The sequence below is a fragment of the Niastella caeni genome (assembly GCF_004834005.1).
Lineage (GTDB): Bacteria > Bacteroidota > Bacteroidia > Chitinophagales > Chitinophagaceae > Niastella > Niastella caeni.
Genome location: NZ_STFF01000010.1, coordinates 179344 through 197210, shown reverse-complemented (window position 1 = coordinate 197210; position 17867 = coordinate 179344). Strand labels below are relative to the sequence as shown.

Genomic DNA, 17867 nt, shown 5'->3' with positions numbered 1-17867 from the left:
ATTTTCAACTCATCATCCCCGGTAATTTTGTTTTATGCCTGGCAGCCATAATCAACACTGATCATCATAAAGCAAAAACTCATGACAACCTATCAACAGTTCAAACAACTACATCACACACCCGGATTATTTGTATTGCCCAATGTATGGAACGCCAAAAGCGCCCTGCTCTTTCAACAGGAAAACTACCCGGCGATAGCTACTTCCAGTGCAGCTGTTGCCAGCAGCCTGGGATATGAAGACGGCGAGGCCATGCCTTTTGAAGAATACCTGCTGATCATTCGCCGCATATTAGCGACCGTGAAAATTCCTGTATCGGTTGACATGGAAATGGGTTACAGTGAAACAGATGCCGGCATTTATTCCAATATAAAAAAGCTGGTTGAGCTGGGCGTGGCAGGCATCAACATCGAAGATTCAACCATACAACCGTCAGGGAGAACATTGAAAGACGCTAACCGTTTTGCGCAAACCATTTCTTTTATAAAAAGTAAACTGGCGGCTGAAAAACTGGATCTATTCATCAATATCCGTTGCGACACATATATTTTGAACGTAGCCAACAAACAGGAAGAAACAGTTCAGCGATTGAAATTATATGCAACCGCCGGCGCCGATGGTATCTTTCTTCCCTGCATCAGTGAAGAAAAAGATATTGCCGCAGCGGTTAGCAGCACCCCACTTCCCATTAACGTAATGTGCATACCTGGTTTACCCGGTTTCGATACATTAAAAAACCTGGGCGTGAAGCGCGTGAGCATGGGTCCTTTCCTATTCAACAAAGTGTACGACAGTATTACACCGTTGATAAAAACTGTAACTGTCAGCAACGGGTTTGCACCGTTTTTTTCTTAGTCATAAAGATTATTAGCCATGAAAGACAGGGCTGCCGGCGAAAACCGGTGGCCTTTTTAGTTTGACCATGACGGGGAGGTTGTGAAAGAAATTATGCTTTCAAATATTACAGCAGCGCGGCTTTACTTGTACCTAAGGTATAGATTTTCCTTCTTCACAATACCCATTATTTCATTTGCTGTTAAAGGAGCGGCAAATATCTTTATATGATCCATATAACCATCAAAGATCCGTTGCCCGGGAAATTCTTCATTGCGGCCTATCGTCCATTTGTTGGGAGCAGATAACTTAATGTGATCTGGCAACGGGGTAGTTCCTTTCAATATGCCATCGATATATAATTTTAAATACTTCCCATCACAAACACCTGCTAAGTGATGCCAGTTGTTGAACCAGTTGGCTGGTAACGGCGCCTTGCATTCTCCCCTGCCCCAGCCGCCTGCAAAAAAAGTAAGCTGCTTATTACCGGCCACCTGCAATACATGATAATCGCCTTTTGTGAACAGATCAACGAGTCCTTCATTCTTTCCAATGGGGAACACCCATACCATCATGGTGATGGTTTCGCCCATGCTATCTACAGATATAGAGCTGGGCACCTGTATATAACAATCTTTGTTAAAGCGCATCCTTCGACTCCGCTCAGGACTCCGCTCAGGACTCCGCTCAGGACTCCGCTCAGGACTCCACGCAGGACTCCGCTCAGGACTACCATGCATAATTAACCCATCATTCCCAAAACCCGAGCGATCAACCACCACCCTGCCATCTGCAGCAACCGCCGGCAGATCCAATAAAGCTGTCTCCAGGTTGCTATTACACGCTTTAAATAATTTTGCTGCCTTATGAACACGAAGAGTTTGCACACCCGCCCTTTTTACCGGCACAACCTGTGCAACAGGCTGTATAGCTCCCGGCTGCAAAGAGATGGTATCTGTACAGATCAATGAATCGTTTATACTTACAGGAATATAAAATGTATGGGGCTCCCCATCGGTATTCTGTACATTGAAAGTGATCACCTGCGATTCACCGGAACGGATAACCGGTTTTATTACCAGTTCGCTGATTGCAGGCTGTATGGTGAAGCCGGTTGCGGCCCGTTTTACCTCAATTTCTTTGGCTATTGACCCGTCAATTTGCAAGCTGGCTTTTCCCAAAGTATACAACCGGCACATTACAGAGTCAGTAAGGGTTCCATTACCCGGCACCAGGCAATGCTTTTGCGCAACTACCTTTCCATTTACAAACAGCGTTACATTCTTTGTACCGGTGCTTCCCGTGTTTTGCAAGGTGAAATATACCCATACGGGTTCATGCGGCACTACACTATTCTTTGAAACCGAATAATTAACCAGCTGAAAGCTGGGATTACTTACCGTTTCTGACATGCCGGTTAAAGCGGGATCAGACACCCATTCGGTATGCGGCACAGCATCCATCCCGAAATCCATTTCACCGCCCTGTACAAGCATGTCATGTGATACCGATAAACGGTGGTAAGGTGCGCCATTTAGTAATAAGCTTTTTACATAACTGTATTGTGCAGCAGCATTGGCTGCCCTGATCACATATTGCTTTCCATTAGCAAGATGAATAGTGACCGATTTAAAAAGTGGTGAACCAATAGCATATACCGCACGGCCGGGGCATACCGGATAAATCCCCATCGCACTAAAGATGAACCAGCTACTGGTAGAGCCGAGGTCATCATTACCAGGTAAACCCCCAGGTGTTGCACTAAAGCGGGTACGCATTATTTTTTGCACCCATTGCTGTGTTTTATAGAAAGCATTCGTATAATTAAACAGGTAGGGCACATGAAACACGGTTTCATTATCAAACACCAGCTGGTCATTAACAAGTGCTGAATCGAGTCTGTAAACAAATGCATCATCACCACCCATTATATTCACCAAATCTTTTGCGTTGTGCGGCACAAAATAGGAATACACCCATGCATCCCCTTCTTTATAACCAAAAGTACCGGGATGTAATTTGTATTCATCTCCATTACGTGGTAATAAGAATAATTCCTGCGCATTAAAGAGGTGGCGATAATTAAACGCTTCCGGTATAAAATGCTCATAGGTGGCTGAATCGTGCATTACCTGTGCAAACCGGGCCAATGCCCAGTCATTGTATGCATACTCAACAGTGCGGGTAACCGACTCGGGATATGAAAATGGAACATAATGCAGTTTGCGGTAAATTTCCATATCGGGTTGAATAAAAGGCCCCACCGCCATGCTCTTTTTCATGGCATGTAAAGCCAGCAAGCCATCCGAAACTTTTATTCCTTTTAACCAGGAATCGGTAATAATGGCAATGGCGTGATTACCGGTCATAGATTCAGTTGGCAGGTAGCCGGTTTGCCGGTACATGTCGAGCATCGACTCCACCATATCTTTTTGCCTGCCGGGAAATAACAAACACAGCAAAGGGTGTAACGTTCGAAAAGTATCCCAGGGAGAAAAGCCACTGTATTGATAGGCGCCCGTTGTTTGATGAACCCGTCCATCGGCGCCCCGGTATTTTCCATTTGCATCCGAAACGATCCAGGGAACCAATAACGCATGATATAAAGCCGTATAAAAAATGGTTTTATTGCTTTCACTGGTGTCATCGATGGTAATTACCGACAATGCCTTGCGCCATTTATTACGGGTATCTTCCATGCGTTCATTAAAACGCCTGCTTTCTGCACCCATATTCAGAACAGCGCCTTCAACGTTTACCGTAGAAAAACTCACCTGTAGTTCTATCACAACAGGTTGCGATGATTGGGGGGCAAACGTAAGCAACCATCCGCCGGGCACCTCCTCGCGAACCATGTAGTCTTTATTGAACCGGAATAATGCATTCCCCACCGTACCGGTTATCTCCTGTTTTGACCTCACAGTCAATTTACCGGCATCGCCGATAAATATTTTCGGTATTACCTTTTGCGGAAAAGTAAAACGAAAGTGGCCGGTTCGTTCCCCTGCAGTGGCTTCTACCAGGGTATGATCATCGCTGAACGCTACGCGGTAATAGCCGGGAAGGGCGCTTTCTTCCTGGTGAGAAAAATTCCTGCGATAAGTGTTTACACGGAATTTATCAGCAGCCTTTACCGGCATCACATGCACACGTCCCGATGAGCCATTCGGAAAGCCGCTCAAATGCTGCGTACAGCTGAAAAAAGAAATGCTGCTATCGTGATAATTGTATCCTTCGCCGGTTGTTCGCGTTTCGGGTGTTAACTGTACAGCACCCCATGGCGCTACCGCCCCGGGGTAGGTTCCTCCTTCACTGCCCCATTTGGTAAATACATTTGATTGGGTAGTACCAATAAATGGGTTAACATATGGTAAGGGATCGGTTTGCGCCCATGCATTGATGGTAATTGTTACTACTGTACAGAATAAAAAGTTTTGTTTGATGAAAGGCATCCTATTTCACCCGGTTTAAATATTTCGTATACAATCGCTTTACAATTGCTGTGGCATTACCGGTGGGTTCGGCTGAATACGGATCGTTGCTATTAACCCAATTCCATTCCCATGTTTTTATTGCAGATTCAAAATCGTTCATTTCCATTCTGGCGCCGGTAGCCATTTTCTGCTGCAGATAGGTGAAGAACTGTTGCCAGCGCGGTTTGTAAAATCCCTTTATTAATCCGGCCCATTGCCGGCAGGAGTACTCGTGCAATTCACTTTCTTTATTGCCCCATAAGGTGATCACATTCCTAGCATTCAACTCATATAATTTCTTTTCATTTTCATCGGCGCCGCAACTGCGGGCATCGGCAATCCATTTACCCAATAAAAAGTCTTTTCGGGTAGCCAGCAATTCATCCATATCATCCATGAGCTCCAGAAACTCCCGGGTGTACCTTGTAAAAGCACCCGCATCGTTTTGCAAATAAGCGAGCACCCATTTTTGTTGCAGCGGTGTGGCATAATTTGCCAATACCTGGCGGGTGATATCAACAAGGTCGTATTGAAAACCGTCGCTTTGCTGCAAGGCAGGAATGGTTTGCATAAAAAGCGTCCAGGCGGAAACCAGTTCTTTGGGATCGTAATCAAGTTTTGTTCTTACTCTGTCACCAAACATATGGATGGTAGGACGGGCTACTATGATTGATTCCGGACCTCCTTCGCCCAACCCGCCATTGTACACCGTTTTCCCAAGTATACGCCATGCTGAATCAATAGTATCGTTATGCACGCCGTATCGCTGTGTTGCATATTGTGACAACCATTTTTCAAGGTCGATACCCGCTTCATTCCATACATTTTCCAGCATGAGGTGATAAAGCGCCGGATTTTGTTCTATGCCTTCCATGGTTAAGCCGATGCCTTCCATTTTACGGGATGATGTATGGTGCAATGCGGCAGACGGGTCCTTTGCAGCGTTGGCCATTCTACCCCATAAACTGATGTTACCCCCAAAATTGTGCAGCATATTCCAGATCCAGGGTTTGCCAAAGTAAGCCTCAGTACGGTCCCATACCGGATGGCTTTCACTATAAAGATCAAGAATGATCATGTGATCATCCGGCACCGCATTGAGCAGGGCCTTTATTTGTGTTGGTTGCCAGTAATCGGAATTATAATGAAACATCCATCCCTGCATTACCCATACCGCAGCAGGATCGGCGCCTGCCATGGATTGAAATACTTTTTTACTCATGGCATCCAAAAAGGCAGAGTCCTTTGTTGGCGGAACATTCTCATTAAACGTATCGGCACTATAAAAATGATCGGTTCCATACGTTGCTGTTTGCGCTTCGATAAATTGTTTACCAACACTTTCAAACAGGTCATCAGCAGGATCTAAAATATATACATCCGGAAAACCTGCTCCCCAGTTGGTCTTTTTTATTTTCGCATTGGGAAATTTCTGATTGAATGACGGTGGCACATGACCGGTAAATGCGGGTAATACCGGTTTCATTCCAAAACTGCGTTCTCTTTCCAGTATTTGCTTTTGCAATTCCTTTTGCCGGTCCATCCAGTGTTGGGGCAACGGGCCGTTCCATCCATCGATATTACCCATCCACAACCACGAAAAATAAGCAGGGCCGGTGAAAAAATTGGCCAGTTCACTATCGGTAAAGCCCATCTTTTTATATACCTGTTGCCAGATAGATTCTTCACCGGTAAGCGCCAGCGGCATGTTGATACCATTGAGCGCCATCCAGTCAATTTCCTGTTGCCACCGGTCCCAGTCCCACCAGGCCATTGAATATTGAAAAGTGCAGTAATTGAGATAATACCTGTATTTATAAGGAGTGGCTTTACGAACTTTTTTTGTAACCAGGGGCAGTTGACCGGGCAAATGCAGGTTAGTGCCATTCCAGCTTATGTGGCAATTACAATATTGTTGCAGGTAATAGTTCAGTGCAGCTGCAACAGACAACCCATTATTACCTCGTAATACAATTTTTCCTTTGCGGCTTTCGAGTTCAAATACATCTTTGCCATGCTGCGGTGGTATAGCTTCAACTATAAAAGAAGAAGATCTGTCTTTTACTATACGCTGAACAAAGGCGGTAAGGGCTGATCTGTTCAACTGCGAAAAAGCGGTTTGAGCGAAAAGAAAAACAACCAATAAAGAAATAAACAAATGCTTCATAGTTACAAAAACATTTCAATGTGAAAAAAGTTCCGACCCGACTACCGGACCGGAACTCCAAACTGAACGAAGAACTAACACTTGGAACCAATAGGCAATGGACAATGGGCAATCAGCAAGGTTTACCAAATTGGGGGTTCATGCATTGAAAGATTTGCCAATTGCTTATTGCCTGTTGCTTATTGGTTAATAATTCGGGTTCTGTGTTATTACGCCCTTGCTTTCATCTATCACAACCTGCGGAATGGGCACATAATAATTCTTAGGCCGGTTAAACACACGCGCAGGAACCACTACTGCTCCATTATAAGGCTGCAACGGAGAAGCTTTTTTCGGTTTGTTGAAAATGGTATCAAGGTTTATCAGCTTTGCTTTATCCCAGCGCAACAGGTCCTGAAATCGTACATTTTCACCACCCAGTTCAACACGCCGCTCATGGATCAGTTGTTTTATACCTGCACCGCTTATGGTTGCAAGCCCTGCCCTTTTTCTAACTGTATTGATCTCTGCATCTCCCGCGCCTGCGCCATTTTTTCTGATCTTAGCTTCCGCTACCAGCAAATAAATATCGGCAGTACGTAACAGGGGTTGCTTTAAATCGCCATCCAAACTACCCGAACCATCGGGGTTATAAGCCGTATATTTTCTTAGGCAATAGCCGGTTTCAAGCGAATTGCTCGGCAACATTCTTCCTGTTAACTGACCTTTTTTACCGGCAAACATCTGGTAGGCATCTTTGTCGGTTATTTCTATCAGTGTGGTTTGATGGGGAATTGAATCACCCACTTCGAGCAGCGTGGCTTTTTTACGAATAGAATCTGCCGTTTCAAATTCATCGGCAAAGTTTTGGGTGGGGTGATGAAAGCCCCATCCATTCCATGCACGCGGTGTGAAATAAATATTAATGGGTGCGTTGTTGAAATTGTTCTTGTTCCATACAGCAAAGAGAATTTCCGAATTGCTTTCCTGGCTACCAAGCGTAAAGTTATCGCGGTAACTGGCGGCCAGTGCATAATTTGAATTAGTGATCACCTTTGATCCGTATTCAATAGCCTTATCCATGTTATCCTGCATCATGTACAGCTTGCAAAGCATACCCCAGGCGGCGCCTTTATGCACGCGCCCTTTATCCTGATCGCCGTATGTTTCGGGCAACAGATCGGCTGCTTTTATCAGATCCGATTCAATTTGCGCACGCACTTTGGTAATGTCGTCTTTGGGCACGTTGTAGTTACCGGTTGCTACATTGTCTTCCAGTATCAATGGCACGCTGCCAAATAACTGGTTCAGGATATAATACCCGTAAGCGCGTAAAAAGTAAGCTTCCCCCAGCGAACGTTTGCGAATGGCTTCATCAATCGTGGGCACCTTGGGAATATACATAATGGCATTGTTGGCACGGGCGATCTGTTCGTACGACCATGACCAGGTAGGACGCAACTGATAGGTGGAAGGCGTTGCCGTGAACCGTTCTATTTCCCAAAAATCGGCGTGGTCGCCGTCAACCGAAATATCGTCGCCAGCATCGTCGAATGCGTAATTGTTATGGCCTACGCCTTCCTCCTGGGTAAGTACATTGTAGATGCCATTAACGCCGGCAATTACATCGTTTTGATTACGCCAGTAGTTGGCTGTTGTATAAGAGCCCGTAGGATCGCTGTCCAGCGGCTTTTTTATACATCCTGCTACCAGAATAAATACCAGGCAGCCTGTAAAAAATATATATACCAGATTAAGTTTCATAATACTGTTGTTTTAAAACTAAAAATTAAAAGAGGCGCCTATCATCAGTGTTCTTGAAGGCGGGTATTGCGCCACATCAACTCCTCTTTGTCGGTTGCCATCGGTATATCCCAACTCAGGTGTATAACCGCTGTATGGTGTAAGTATGAATGCATTGTAGCAACTTACGTACACCCTGGTGTCGGGTAATGATGCGTCGGCTATTTTTAGTTTACGAAAAGTATATCCTAATGAAATGTTTTTAAGGGCCAGGTAATTCCCTTTTTCGATCCATAGATCGCTCGACCTGTTGTTTTGGTTGGCGTTATTCCGGCTTAAGCGTGGAATGCTGTTGCTGGTTCCTTCGCCATGCCAGCGGCCCAATGCCTCCTGGTACATGTTAAATACCTGTGTTCCATCCAGGCCGGCCATGCGATCGGCATTGTACAGTTCAACACCCATTACACCCGAGAAAGAGAAACTGCAATCAAAGCCTTTGTACCAGGCGCTGCCGTTGATGCCATAGGTGGCGCCCGGGTTGGGATCGCCGAGATTTACACGGTCTTTACCGTCAATGATGCCGTCGCCGTTCTGATCGATAAACCTTACATCACCGGGTTTAATATTTGCCTTGTTTGGATCGTTGGTAATATTAGGATCCTTATCAATGTCGCTCTGGTTCTGATACAATCCACCGGTTTTATATCCGTAGAACGAAGCAATGGGCTGCCCTTCGTACGTGCGGGAAGTTTCGAGCGACTGACGTCCGTAAAAAGCAGCGCCTATATAATCTTTATTATTACCATACAGTTTGGTCACTTTGTTTTTAATGAAGGCGGCATTTACGCTAACTGAGTAACCCAGTTCGCCCACTTTATCCTGGTAGCCCAGCTCTACTTCAACACCTTTATTATTTAAAGTGCCGATGTTTTGATTGGGAACGATCACTACACCGCCTGGTACATAACCCGATCCTGCGCCATAGGTTTCAACCAGCGGATAGGGAATCAGCATGTCTTTGGTGTTTTTGTTGAACCAGGTAACGGTACCGGTCAACTTATTATGTAAAGTAGCAAACTCAAGGCTAATGTTGGTCATTTCAGCTCTTTCCCAGGTAATCTCGGGATTACCAAGGCTGGTAATAAATGCACCATCTACCACTGTAGTGCCTGTACCAAACGCGTAAATGGTTGATGAACCGCCGCGCGTTACAATACCGAGGTATTGATAAGCGGGAACGTTTTGGTTACCCAACTGGCCCCAGCCACCGGTGATCTTTAATGAGTTGATGAATGAAACATTGTCTTTGAAGAAGTTTTCATCCGAAATGCGCCAGCCGGCTGAAAAGGCCGGGAAGTAACCCCACTGTTTACCCTTTGGAAATTTGCTCGATCCATCGGCGCGCATGGTGGCTGTTAACAGGTACTTTCCTTTGAACCCATAGTTGGCCCTTGCGAAATAAGAAACCAGCCCTTCGTCGGGATTGTTATTGCCGCTCGAAAACTGGTTACCGCTGCTACCGCTATTTAATACCCGCTGATCGCGGTTAGCATCGTCGTACCCCCGGCGTTCGGCTGTGAACCAGTTGCTTTTCAGGTTCTGCGCCGAATAACCGCCCACTACAGAAAGATTATGGTCTTTTCCAAATTTGCCATCCCAGGTAAGGTAATATTCTTCCAGTAAAGAAGTTCTTTTAGAAGATGACTGCGTTAATATGGCCAGCGAGTTTACCCTGGTTTGATCGGGTGTGGCAATGGAAAAATTATAATAGTTGTACAGCGTTTGATCGAAGCCGAAATTAGCTCTGAACTTCAGGTTCTTTAAAATTTCTATTTCGGCATAAGCGTTAGCCAGCACGCGTGAATTTCTGTTCGACTGGTCGATGTTGGCGGCCGTGAATACCGGGTTGTTAATGTCGCCGAGTTCGTTGTCGGCCTTTGAGCTGCCCCAGGTACCATCGTCTTTTTTAACGGGAATAGCCGGGTTAAAACGAATGGCGCTCCATACAAGACCGTCCTGTGCCGAACGTGTATTGGGACCGGCATCATTGGTTGATGAATACAAAAAGTTCTCCCCTACTTTAATACGGCCGCCGATCTTATGCTCTGAATTAAAACGGGCGCTGTAACGGCGGAAAAAAGAGTTTTGTATCATCCCTTTGTTATCGTAATAATTGCCCGATAAACTAAAGTTGGAATTTCTGTTTCCTCCTCTTAACGACGCATCTGCATTATTAACTTTACCGGTACCAAACAAGGCATCCTGCCAGTTGGTACGTTGCACGGCATAATTCGGATCGTTCCAGATGGCGGGTATAGATGAGCCATCGTTGTTAAATTCTTCTTTCTTTAATTTTACCAGGTCGGGCGCTGTTAACAGATCGAGTTTCTTTAATACTTTCGACTGACCGGTATAAGCATTTATATTGATCTTTAATTTCTCTTCATAGTTTCCTTTTTTAGTGGTAACGAGTATTACGCCATTGGCGGCCCTTGTACCGTATATGGCCGATGAAGAAGCATCTTTCAACACTTCGATAGAGGCAATATCGTTAGGATTTACATCGGTAAGGCTGCCGGCCGGAACCCCATCGATCACTACCAGCGGATCGGCGCTATTGAGGGTGCCGGTACCACGAATTCGAATAGCGGGCGTACTGTTGGGCGCTCCATCTCCACTTACAATATCAACGCCCGATGCCCGGCCCTGCAATGCCTGAGCGGCATTGGTAACCGGCAGGTTTTGAAAGTCTTCGCCCTTTACGCGGCTGATGGTTCCTGTTACATCTCTTTTCCGCTGGGTGCCATAACCCACTACCACCACATCGGTTAAACCTGTAGCAGATAATTTCATGCTCACATTCAACGTGGGTACAGCCGATTCGCCTACTGTTATGGTCCTTGTAATGGGCTGGTATCCTACCGAAGATATTTCCAGCTCCCAGGCGCCATCGGGCACCGTGAACTGAAACTTACCGTTGTGGTCGGTAATGGTGCCTATATTTAATTTTTTGATAGAAACGGCCGCGCCTTCAATTGGCTGATTTTTCTCATCCTTCACCGTTCCTGAAACGGTTTGTGCTGTGGTTGCATAGGCTGTTGTTACATGGCCTGAACCGCTTGCTTTTTGTTCCGGTTCGGAAACAATGGTTACAGCCTGTGCCGTGCTTTTTTCCTCCTTCTTTTCTTTTTCTTTTACGATGATGGTCTTTTCGTGCAGAATATAAGTGAGGGGCTGATTTTTAAAACATTGGTCAAGCACTTCCTTTACGGTGGCATTGCGTGCTTCTATATCTACGCGATGCGCTTTGGCAAGCACCTGGCTACTAACTAAAAAATCGTAACCACCCTGCTGCTGGATCAGTTCAAAGATCTGTTCCAGCGTTGCATTTTTTTTAACGATGGTGATTTTCTGCGATAAGCCCCTGGCACTTACATGCAGGGAAATTACCAATAGCAGGAAAGCAGTTAATTTCATAATTAGCAGCATTTTGGCCGGCAGCCACCAGTTGGCCGGTGGGGTTTTGCCGGATACGTGTTCATTACTGCAAGGCACCCTGTTCAATTGCCATGGTGCGCAGTAAACTGTCAATTTCATACTTTTGTGAAGTTTTGGTTTAACAATTCAATGTCGGTCCTACAGTCTGACTTGTTTTGAAACACCTTAATGCTACCGGGAGCGGCTCCAACGCTTCCGGTTTTCTTTTGGTGAATGGTGAATGGTCAATGACTCACGAAATTTCTGAGTCTCGTATTAGTTATTAACCTCGCAAATAGGGTTCTATTCACCATTGACCATTCACGGTAATACTATAATTTTTCCCTGCTTTCCTTTTGCCGCATGGTTATCTATCTGAAAATGCACGGTGCCGGTTAACTCCAATGTTTGTAAAAGGGCCGAAATATTTTGCGAGCGCGATACCACACCGGTATAATATTGATCGGTGCGATCGGTTTTGAATTCAACTTCCACATTGTACCATCTTTCAACCTGCCGCATCAATTCACGAATGCCTGTTTCTTTAAAGCGGAAGTATCCGTTCTTCCAGGCCATTACCTGTTGCACATTGGGTGAATGGTGAATGGTCAATGGTGAATGGGCTCGCGACAATACAGCCTGTTCGCCTGGTTTCAAGATGCCTGACTCTTCTTTGCTCCCGCCTTGCGGGACCGTTTCACGTTTCACGACCTTCACCTTTCCTTCCAGCAGGGTTGTCTTAATAGCCTCTTCATCATCATAAGCATTCACATTGAAATGGGTTCCTAGAACTTCTATCTCCCCCTGCGCCCCTGAAGAGGTGCCGATCTTTACAATAAATGGAACTTTTTTTGATCCTCCTGGCGGAGTCAGGCTCGCTACTTCAAAGTATGCTTCACCGGTTAATTGCACCATTCTTTTAGAAGTTGAAAAAGTGGCCGGGAAGCATAGTGACGAACCTGCGTTCAACCATACGTTGGTTCCATCGGGTAACATCAACTGAAACTGACCGCCATGCGGAGTTGTAACCCTGTTGTACAATACTTCGCCGGCCTTTTGCTCTGATGTAGCAGGTGAATTATAAATAAGCTGTGCTGTATTCTGTTTTATGATCTTAGTTTGGCCCTGCAATGCCAGCAAACCGGTTTGCACGGTATCGAGTACAATGGTAGTGCCATCGGCCAGCGTAAGAAGGGCTTTATTGCCACCGGGAGCTATATCTTTTTTAATTGTAACAGCGGAAACTACGGGTGCTGAAGTTGGTTTCGGGCGTGAAAAATAGAACCATGCACTACCGGCCATTACCAGCAATAATACGGCGGCCGCTATCCCACCGCGCGATACGCGGGACCAATAGGGGCGAACAATTTTTGCAGAAGTATTGGCGCTCGTTATTCCTGATTCAACCGATTGCCAGATCCTATCCCAATCTTTTTCAGGAAGCGTTGCGCTGTGTGCTTCTTTACCCGCAGTATCAAATATGAATTTCTTTAATGCGTCGTCGCCTTCCTGCTTTTTCAGCCATGCGAATAATTCTTCCACTTCTTCGCGGCTGGCCTGGTTGGCGGCATATAGTTGTAATAAATGCTGTATTCTTTCTTTGCTCATAAACAGTTCGGGAATCAGGTGCGCCACGCCAGAATAACCGGCTTTAATTCGCCGCTGATGTGGCACACCATACTCCTTACTATTATAGAGTCAGCCCAACTGAAAACGGATGAGTGGAAATGAAAAAAATTATCGCATAAGTAAGAACGCTAACAGCATTAAAATGAATAACACGCGGTCTTTGAGACAATTGCGAATAAATTTTACAGCCTGTAATACATGGCTTTTTACGGTATGTGGAGAAAGATCCAGCGTTTTGGCAATTTCATCGTAGCTTTTTCCCTGCATCTCATGCAATTCATACATCAGCTTTTTTTGCGGAGATAGTTGTTGTACCGCTTCCCAGAGCAGTTTTTGCTGATCATGAACAAAAACCGTTTCCTCGGTTTCATTGCTGTAGGATTTGGTATTCCAGATTGATAATTGCAGTATGCGTTCCTTGTTGGATTCCTTTTTTAAATACCTGCTTACTTTATTATATATGACAGTGTAAATATATGCTTCGGCATCTTTTACCTGGGCCAGTTGCGCCCTGCTAACCCAAATGCTGATGAACACATCCTGCGTTATCTCTTCCGATGCATAGGCCAGCTTGGTTAACTTAAAAGCCACAGCATACGTGCGTGCTTTATATAAGTTGAACAACATTTTAAAGGCCTGCTCCTCGTTTTGAGCAATGGCTTCAAAAAGTGCTTTAACCGACATGTTGGGCGTTATGTCATTGCTGGCCGTCATCGTTTGATTTTGAGATCTTGGGATTTTGGGATTTTGAGATTTCTGCCAAAGCAGATTTTCCAATAAAATCTCAAAATCCCGAAATCTGTAAACCCCGCAATTCTCACTTATTTAAAGTGTCTTAGTTTCAATATTTGTAACTGAGCATTGTTTTTTGCTGCTATTAAAAACTGGTTGTTGCCGCCCTGCACGCTCATCAGATTCCGGACATCACCTCGTATGCATAAACCGGTTTGTTCATACAATAATGGCGTAAACTGACCTTTGCCGTTGTTTTTCAATATAAGGCCAATGCCGGCATCAAGCGGGCCTAATTGCACCCTGAACGGATAAAAATTACCGGCAACTATAATATCCTTGTCGCCATCACCGTCGATGTCGGTAGCCACCATGCCTGTTACGGCGCTCATTTGTGCATATTGCGGCAGCGGCTGCAATATGAATTTTTTATTACCGGTGTTTTTTACAAATACCGAAGTAAGCGTTCTGATATTAACCGTGTGTGCATCCTGCAGCTGATCTTCAGAAAACAGGTCGGTCAATTGCGCGTCGGCGTAATCATTATAATGCAGGAACTTCTTATTGATGCTTGGAATTTGTTCGGCCATTTCATCGCGTGAGTAATAAGGCCATTGTTTTCCGCCATTATAATAGCATAGAACCGGATCGATACTGCCGTTGCTGAAAAAATCTTTGTACACAATACTTACCGGTTGCTGCGCCGATGCTTTGAATTGGGTATTGGCGCCCAGGTTACCAATAACAAGGTCGGTATTTCCATCGTTATCAAAATCGCCGGTCAACAGGCGGCACCACCAGCCTTCGGTATTGGCAAGGCCATAGCTGGTTGTTTTGTTTACCAGTTGTCCCTGGTGATTTTCAAAAATGGTAATGGGCATAAATTCACCCACGGCAATCAAATCATCCCAGCCGTCTTTATTAAGGTCAACCCATGCGGCATCGGTAACCATGCCGGCATGTGCCAGCGTGGTATCTTTCTGTACGTCTTTTACAAACTGAATGTGTGCGTTGGCGCTTTTGTTTTTCAGCATAAAACTTTCCGGCGCCTGCGGAAAAGAACCCGGTGATATTTTATTTCCGATAAAGAGGTCGGGCCGTCCATCATGATCTATATCCGAAACGCGAACGCAGGAACCGCTGGCTGTTTCAGCGGGTAACGCATCTTCACGCATTTTAAAATTGCCATGACCGTCATTTTCAAAAAAACGGTCCTGGTAGTTTTTATTATCCGGATTGTATTCCGTGCCGCCGCTTACGATATACAGGTCCATGTCTTTATCGTTATCGGCATCAAAGAACAACGCATCGGTATTGGTAATACCTGTATTGTTGTTCCAGGGCTGATTTGTTGCGGGTGTAAATGTGCCTGATTTTGTTTGCAGGTATAATGCGCTGGCTGAACCGGTTGATGAACCAATAAACACATCTTCAAGACCGTCTCCGTTTACATCTGCCCTGGCTATAGCCGGACCGGTTTTCGATAACTGGTAGGGCAGCAGAGGGAACACTTTAAAATCAACAAAGCCCATTGGTTTGTGAATATAATTGAGGCCTGCTATTTGGGTAACATCCTGAAACCAGGAGGCAGCAGGAAATTCACTGTGTGGCGGTAAGGCAGTATTAATTTCGTTAATTACAAGCAACGTATCTGCTTTTACATTGCCATGGTGTGTGATTTTGCCATTAGGCCAGGTAATAGTTAACGATTCAATGATGCTATCGGCGCCCAACCCAATGTGCATGATGGGGTCAACCGACGATTGAAAACCGCGTGTTAAATATTGCTCCTGAAATTGTTGGGTATGCTCTGTTTCAATAAATATTTTAGCGCCTATCCCATTAGTATTTTTGGCTGCTCCTTTTAAGCGCAGCTTTATATAATGCCCTCCGCTGGTTTCGCGGCTGTTGTTCTTATATACAGATGCCTTATCGTTCAATGAGTTTATAACGAGGTCAAGGTCGCCATCGTTATCGAGGTCGGCATAGGCAGCGCCATTGCTCACTGTTTTTTTGGTAAGGCCCCAGCTGGCTGTAACATCGGTGAAGCCCAGGTTCTGGTTGTTTTTATACAGGTAGTTGTTGAGTTTGGTACTTGGCATTTGTTGTATCAGCCGCCACATGGCGTCTTTATCGTTTATTTTGCCAACGTTGGGGTTTTGCGAATAGCCCGAAGTGAATTTTACAAAGTCGAGGTCGTTGATATCTTTAAATATACCGTTCGATACAAAAAGGTCTTTCCAGCCATCGTTGTCAAAATCGGCAAACAGGGGCGCCCAGCTCCAGTCGGTATTCGATACGCCTGCCATTTGCGCAATTTCGCTGAAGATGGGAATACCGCTGCTGTCGGTGCCATTGTTCAGTTGCAGCGTATTGCGCATTTGCTGGTAATGGTATCCGTTTTGTACACGCATCGAATAGCGGTCATATGCATCGGGGCCTTTTAATAATTTCTGGCGGTGGTTGTCTTCGGGCAACATATCCAGCACCATAATATCGGGCCGGTTATCATTGTTAAAGTCGGCAATATCTGAGCCCATGGCAAATTCCGATAGATGGCCGGCAGCCTGGGTAAGTACTTCGCGAAATGTGCCGTTTTGGTTGTTCAGGTACAGGAAGTCGCGTTCATCGTAATCATTGGTCACATAAATGTCGGGCCATCCGTCGTTATTGATATCACTAACTGCCACACTCAGGCCAAAATTCAAACCGCTGCCGTCGATGCCGGCCTGTTCGCTGACGTCGGAAAATACACCATTGTCGTTCCGGTACAGCCGGTTGCCGAATTTTGGGTGGCGGTTGCTGCGCAGTTTGGTTGAGTTAAAGAACGGGTTAAAGAACAGGTCGGCATGGTTCACCATAAACAGGTCGAGGTCGCCGTCGTTATCCATATCAAAGAACGAAGCGGTGGTGGTATAGGTACCTGGCGCATCTATTCCGTATTGTTTGGCTTGTTCTTTAAAAACAGGAATGCCGTTTTGTACCCCGGTATTGATGTATAATTCATTGGCTCTTTCATCGTCGGTACCGGGGCCTGAGTAGCATACATACATATCGAGCAGTGCATCGCCGTTTACATCGGCCATTACAACGCCGGTTTTCCATTTAGTTCGGCCCTGCACGCCGGCTTTTTCGGTAATATCTTCAAACTGCAGGTTGCCTTTATTCAAATACAGTTTATTGGGCGTCATATTACCGGTAAGCATTACGTCGGACAATCCATCGTTGTTCAGGTCGCCAACCGCTACTCCCCCACCATTATAGATGTACTCATACGTAAGAACATTGTAGTCTTTATCTTCCTTAATGGCGTTGGTGAAATCAATGTGGGAGTGGGATGGTGCTACTTCGGTAAATAAAGTAGTTGATCCCTGTTTGCAGGAAAGTGCAAGCAAATACAGCATCTGTAGCGAAATCCAGATCTTTTTTGGCCTCATGCAGTTAATTATAACAATGTAACCAGGTTAAAAATCTTTACAGGCAGGTTTTTGTGTGTATAGTTTAATCGTGCATTATTGTGCCGAACACTGAAGTTGCGCATTTTTAATCCGCCTACATATTAAGTAATTGCTTTTTATTTACGAAAACGGTTTCGTTAAAGGGTTATTTTGGTTTGTGGTTTGTGGTTTCTGGTTTGGGTTGCTGGTTTGTGGTTTGTGGTTTCTGGTTTGGGTTGCTGGTTTGTGAATATGGTTGTGGTTGCTGGTTTGGGTTGCTGGTTGGTGGTTTGTGGTTTGTGGTTTGTGGTTTGTGGTTGGTGGTTTGTGGTTTCTGGTTTGTGGTTTGTGGTTTCTGGTTTCTGGTTGTTGGTTTGGGTTGTTGGTTTGGGTTGT

The 17867-nt window shown here is 45.2% G+C and carries 8 protein-coding genes; 1 reads left to right on the top strand and 7 read right to left on the bottom strand.

Annotated elements, in window-relative coordinates; genetic code table 11:
- Window positions 1–81 precede the first annotated feature (81 nt).
- Entirely contained in the window at window positions 82–855 is a 774-nt protein-coding gene (locus tag FAM09_RS26680) for an isocitrate lyase/PEP mutase family protein (RefSeq protein WP_136580222.1), read from the top strand.
- 122 nt (window positions 856–977) lie between these two features.
- Here FAM09_RS26680 and FAM09_RS26675 read toward each other — a convergent pair whose 3' ends face one another.
- The 7 genes from FAM09_RS26675 to FAM09_RS26645 all read right to left on the bottom strand — a co-directional run bounded on the left by FAM09_RS26675 (window position 978) and on the right by FAM09_RS26645 (window position 17471).
- Window positions 978–4286 carry a GH92 family glycosyl hydrolase gene (locus FAM09_RS26675; protein ID WP_136580221.1) on the bottom strand — a complete coding sequence of 1103 codons (3309 nt, stop codon included), beginning with the start codon at window positions 4284–4286 and terminating at the stop codon, window positions 978–980.
- Window position 4287: 1 nt separating this feature from the next.
- Window positions 4288–6474: an alpha-N-acetylglucosaminidase gene (locus tag FAM09_RS26670; protein WP_136580220.1), complete on the bottom strand. Its 2187-nt coding sequence runs from the start codon at window positions 6472–6474 to the stop codon at window positions 4288–4290.
- 186 nt (window positions 6475–6660) lie between these two features.
- Window positions 6661–8217 carry a RagB/SusD family nutrient uptake outer membrane protein gene (locus FAM09_RS26665; protein ID WP_136580219.1) on the bottom strand — a complete coding sequence of 519 codons (1557 nt, stop codon included), beginning with the start codon at window positions 8215–8217 and terminating at the stop codon, window positions 6661–6663.
- An 18-nt stretch (window positions 8218–8235) separates the two neighbouring features.
- Window positions 8236–11793, bottom strand: a complete 3558-nt coding sequence (locus tag FAM09_RS26660) for a TonB-dependent receptor (RefSeq protein WP_136580218.1) — start codon at window positions 11791–11793, stop codon at window positions 8236–8238.
- Window positions 11794–11994: 201 nt separating this feature from the next.
- On the bottom strand, window positions 11995–13281 hold the full coding sequence (locus FAM09_RS26655; protein WP_136580217.1) for a FecR family protein: 1287 nt from the start codon (window positions 13279–13281) through the stop codon (window positions 11995–11997).
- 129 nt (window positions 13282–13410) lie between these two features.
- Window positions 13411–14016, bottom strand: coding sequence for an RNA polymerase sigma factor (locus FAM09_RS26650; protein ID WP_136580216.1), 606 nt, complete (start codon window positions 14014–14016; stop codon window positions 13411–13413).
- 107 nt (window positions 14017–14123) lie between these two features.
- Window positions 14124–17471, bottom strand: coding sequence for a VCBS repeat-containing protein (locus FAM09_RS26645; protein WP_136580215.1), 3348 nt, complete (start codon window positions 17469–17471; stop codon window positions 14124–14126).
- Window positions 17472–17867 lie beyond the last annotated feature (396 nt).

Coding starts and splice junctions, on each gene's coding strand:
- FAM09_RS26680 (WP_136580222.1), top strand. CDS start 82: ATGACAACCTATCAACAGTTCAAACAACTACATCACACACCCGGATTA.
- FAM09_RS26675 (WP_136580221.1), bottom strand. CDS start 4,286: ATGCCTTTCATCAAACAAAACTTTTTATTCTGTACAGTAGTAACAATT.
- FAM09_RS26670 (WP_136580220.1), bottom strand. CDS start 6,474: ATGAAGCATTTGTTTATTTCTTTATTGGTTGTTTTTCTTTTCGCTCAA.
- FAM09_RS26665 (WP_136580219.1), bottom strand. CDS start 8,217: ATGAAACTTAATCTGGTATATATATTTTTTACAGGCTGCCTGGTATTT.
- FAM09_RS26660 (WP_136580218.1), bottom strand. CDS start 11,793: ATGAAATTGACAGTTTACTGCGCACCATGGCAATTGAACAGGGTGCCT.
- FAM09_RS26655 (WP_136580217.1), bottom strand. CDS start 13,281: ATGAGCAAAGAAAGAATACAGCATTTATTACAACTATATGCCGCCAAC.
- FAM09_RS26650 (WP_136580216.1), bottom strand. CDS start 14,016: ATGACGGCCAGCAATGACATAACGCCCAACATGTCGGTTAAAGCACTT.
- FAM09_RS26645 (WP_136580215.1), bottom strand. CDS start 17,471: ATGAGGCCAAAAAAGATCTGGATTTCGCTACAGATGCTGTATTTGCTT.